The 3,461-nt window shown below is 55.0% G+C and carries 2 protein-coding genes; one reads left to right on the plus strand and one right to left on the minus strand.

The genetic code is table 11. The annotated features are described in order from the left end of the window. A partial coding sequence (locus POG22_RS09325) for a leucine-rich repeat domain-containing protein (RefSeq protein ID WP_498904902.1) occupies nucleotides 1-701 on the minus strand: 701 nt, incomplete at its 3' end. A gap of 291 nt (nucleotides 702-992) precedes the next feature. Here POG22_RS09325 and POG22_RS09330 point away from each other — a divergent pair. Then, nucleotides 993-3,443, plus strand: coding sequence for a CHAT domain-containing protein (locus POG22_RS09330; RefSeq protein WP_498904904.1), 2,451 nt, complete (start codon nucleotides 993-995; stop codon nucleotides 3,441-3,443). The last annotated feature ends 18 nt before the right edge of the window (nucleotides 3,444-3,461 follow it).

A 3,461-nucleotide genomic window follows, 5' to 3' on the forward strand; every position in this document is an offset into this window, starting at 1 on the left:
AGATTGGTTAAACTCGACAACGGTGAGACATCTGCAATTTGATTTTCATCAAGCCAAAGCCCTCTGAGAGCGGTCAAACTCGCCAATGGCGCAAGATCCTCGATTTCATTGCCATTAAGCTTAAGCAATCCCAGATTGCTCAAACTCGCCAATGGCGCAAGATCCTCGATTTCATTGCCATTAAGCCAAAGCCGTTTCAGATCGGTCAAACTTGCCAATGGCGCAAGATCCACGATTTGATTCTCATTAAGCCAAAGCGTTGTCAGATTGGTCAAACCCGCCAACGGCGAAACATCCACAATTTGATTCTTATGAAGCCAAAGCTCTGTCAGATTAGTTAAATCTGCCAACGACGAGACATCCACGATTTGATTCTCATAAAGTCCAAGCGTTGTTAGATTGGTTAAATCCGCCAACGGCGAGACATCCACGATTCGATCCCTAACTAGCCAAAGCCCTGTCCGATCGGTCAGGTTCTCCTCAGCCCGATCGCACTCTTGCGTTTCCGCTTTTTCCAACAGCACGTCTACAGTATGTCTGGCTTCGGTTGTCAGACGCTCTCGGTTCTCGCACCAATCGGCAAACGTCCAGTCGGAACGGGGCGAAACGCTTTGACTCAGCGCCAGTTTCCCCGACGGGAACGACTCGAGGGCGATCGCCATTGATATTGACAGCCAAGCAACGGTTAAGATTTTCTTCATGGTTCTTCTACTCTCTTCCTCACATTTCAAACCAAGGGGCGATCGCACTCAAAAATAAACTGAATACAAAATTAATCGTAAAATTTTTTACGATTTAAAGGTCGAGAATTCAATATTCTCGACTTAAATGGATGTTCTTCAAAAGAAAAAAATTATTATCATATTTTCGAGAAAAGTCAAGCATTTTCGTCAGTTAAAATACCTCGAACAAGCGATCGCACCTCGTCTCCATTCGCGCTCGTCTCAACCTCACGACTACAATAAAAGTAACAGTGTGACCGATCGAGGATCGTGACTCAGGAATTTCAGATTTCCGTAACGCCAGTTGGGGTAGACGAATATCTCGTGCGAACCGAGCGCGTCGCACCGGGAGTTCCGCTTGCCGAAGAACAAGCCGTTTGGCAGGTCGATGGCTGGATCGGCCGAGCCAGAGACCTGATGAGCGATCCGCTGTCGGGTCTGCTTCAGGGAAAATCCCCCACCCCGCTCGATCGCGATCGCCCCGACCTCGTGACCTTGGGGCAACAGCTCTACAACGCCCTGTTTCAAGGGAGTTTGCGCGATAGCTGGATGATGGCACAAGGCATCGCCCAAAACCGCCAAGAACCGCTGCGCCTGCGGTTGGGACTCAAAGGAACGCGCCTCCCCAGCCTTCCCTGGGAAGTCCTCCACGACGGCGACTATCCCCTCGCCACCGGAACCAGCGTCTTGTTTTCCCGCTATCTCCCCGGAACCAACGGCAAAGAACTGCGCTCAGCGCTGGGAAACGCCGCCATTACCCCACAACTTCCCCCCGATCGCCCCCTACGAATTCTCATGGCCGTGGCCGCCCCGAGCGATCGCGACAAACTGCAACTGACGCGGGAAGCCGAAGACTTACAAACCGAACTCAAACGGCTCTCCGACACCGGCCAAAGTCCCCTACAAACCGAAGTCGAAATCCTCGAACAACCCAGTCGCAGCCAACTCACCCAAGCCCTCGAACACGGACACTATCAAATCCTCCACTACGCCGGACACAGCAATTCAGGAGAGTCCGGCGGGAGCGTGTATCTGGTCAACCCCAACACCGGAGTTACCGAAACCCTCAGCGGCGACGACTTAGCCGGACTCCTCGCCAACAACGGCATTCAGATGGTTCTGTTTAACTCCTGTCGCGGGGCCCACGTGCGGGCGACCGGAGAGCGCAACCTAGCTAGCGCCTTGGTCAAACGGGGCATTCCGGCAGTCTTAGCCATGGCCGAACGCATTCCCGACGAAGTAGCCTTGACCCTGACACGACTGTTTTACCGCAACCTGATGCGAGGCTGTCCCATCGATTTGAGCGTGAGTCGGGCGCGACAGGGATTGATTTCTGCCTACGGCTCGAACCAGTTGTACTGGGCGTTACCGATTTTTTACCTTCACCCGCAGTTCGACGGATACTTGACGAGTGCGCCCCACGTCGAAAACCCCGTTGAAAACGCAGCCGAAGAGGTTCCGGTGTGGCCGTCGCCAGCGCGATCGCAGGATACAGCCTCGACCCTGCCAAACCCCAGCTCTGCCGACTCGAGCAATTTGACAACGCCTCTACTCCGTCACGCGACCGATGACGACGATCGCCTCGAAGGAGAACTCGGCGAACTCGCATACGGAGATATGACCGACGACGCCGACGCCGCCGACTTGGTCGGAGAAATTTTTAGCGAACTGGCGAAGTCACCGCCGAGTGACGAACCGCCCTCCGTTGCGACCCCTACCGACTCCCCAGCGTCCAAGTCGATCTCGTCTGACCCGTCCTCTCCCTCAGCAGGCGATCGCCGATCGGATGCAGGGTTGCCGACATCGCTGGCTCCCTCAGACCGGGTTCCGCCCTTTCGAGAAAAGCCATTTCCCCAGTCTCAGACTCCTCAACAAGTCGGCGATCGCCCACTCGCGAGAAAAAAAGTCGGATACGCGATCGCGATCGCTCTGGTTGCCATCGTGGGTGTTGGAGTATGGTGGAGTCGCAGTCGCAGCCCTTCCGACTTATCTCGAGGTAACGTGCCGATCGTCGTCGTTCCCCAAGCCCCCTCGCCACCGAGTACGCCAGAAGCGTGGCAGGACTTACCGACGCCAGAGTTAACCAGTCTGGCGATGGCCGAATTCGCCGAAGGCAACTTCGACTCCGGCATCGAAGCAGTCGCCGCTTTATTGAAGAGCGATCGCAACGCCCTCGACCAAGCTCGAGCTGCCCTCGCACAAGTTCCCTCCGAGCGCCTCGACGATCCCAAAATCTTGTTTTTAAAAGGTCGTCTGGCGTGGCAGTTCGTACAAGCGGGAAACGAAGACTACAGTTTCGACGACGCTCGCCGGTCGTGGGAAGCCGCCGTCCGACGCGATCGCGACTCTCTGCTGTACCGTACTGCCCTCGGTTTCGTTTACTATGCAGAGGAAGATTGGGATGCTGCCTACGAAACTTGGTTGGAAATCGTGCAAACAGTCGATAGCAACCCGATGACCAACGAACCGACCCTAGCGGGGATGTCTTCAGAGACCCTAACGTTGAACGTCTATGCCGGTCTAGCGTTATCTCTCGCTCGCGCTTCTGAAACAGTCAACCCCGATCGACGAGACGATCTGGTTCGTAAAGCCATTCAATTACGCCAACTGGTTCTCAAACAAGATGCGAGCCAATTTCAACCGAGCGCCCTCAGTCGGAATTGGCTGTGGACGCCAGAGGCGATCGGAGATTGGTCGGACGTGCTGGCGTTAGAGTCTTGAGGGGGAGAGGGGGAGAAA

It is taken from the genome of Geitlerinema sp. CS-897, assembly GCF_028368005.1.
GTDB lineage: Bacteria > Cyanobacteriota > Cyanobacteriia > Cyanobacteriales > Geitlerinemataceae > Baaleninema > Baaleninema simplex.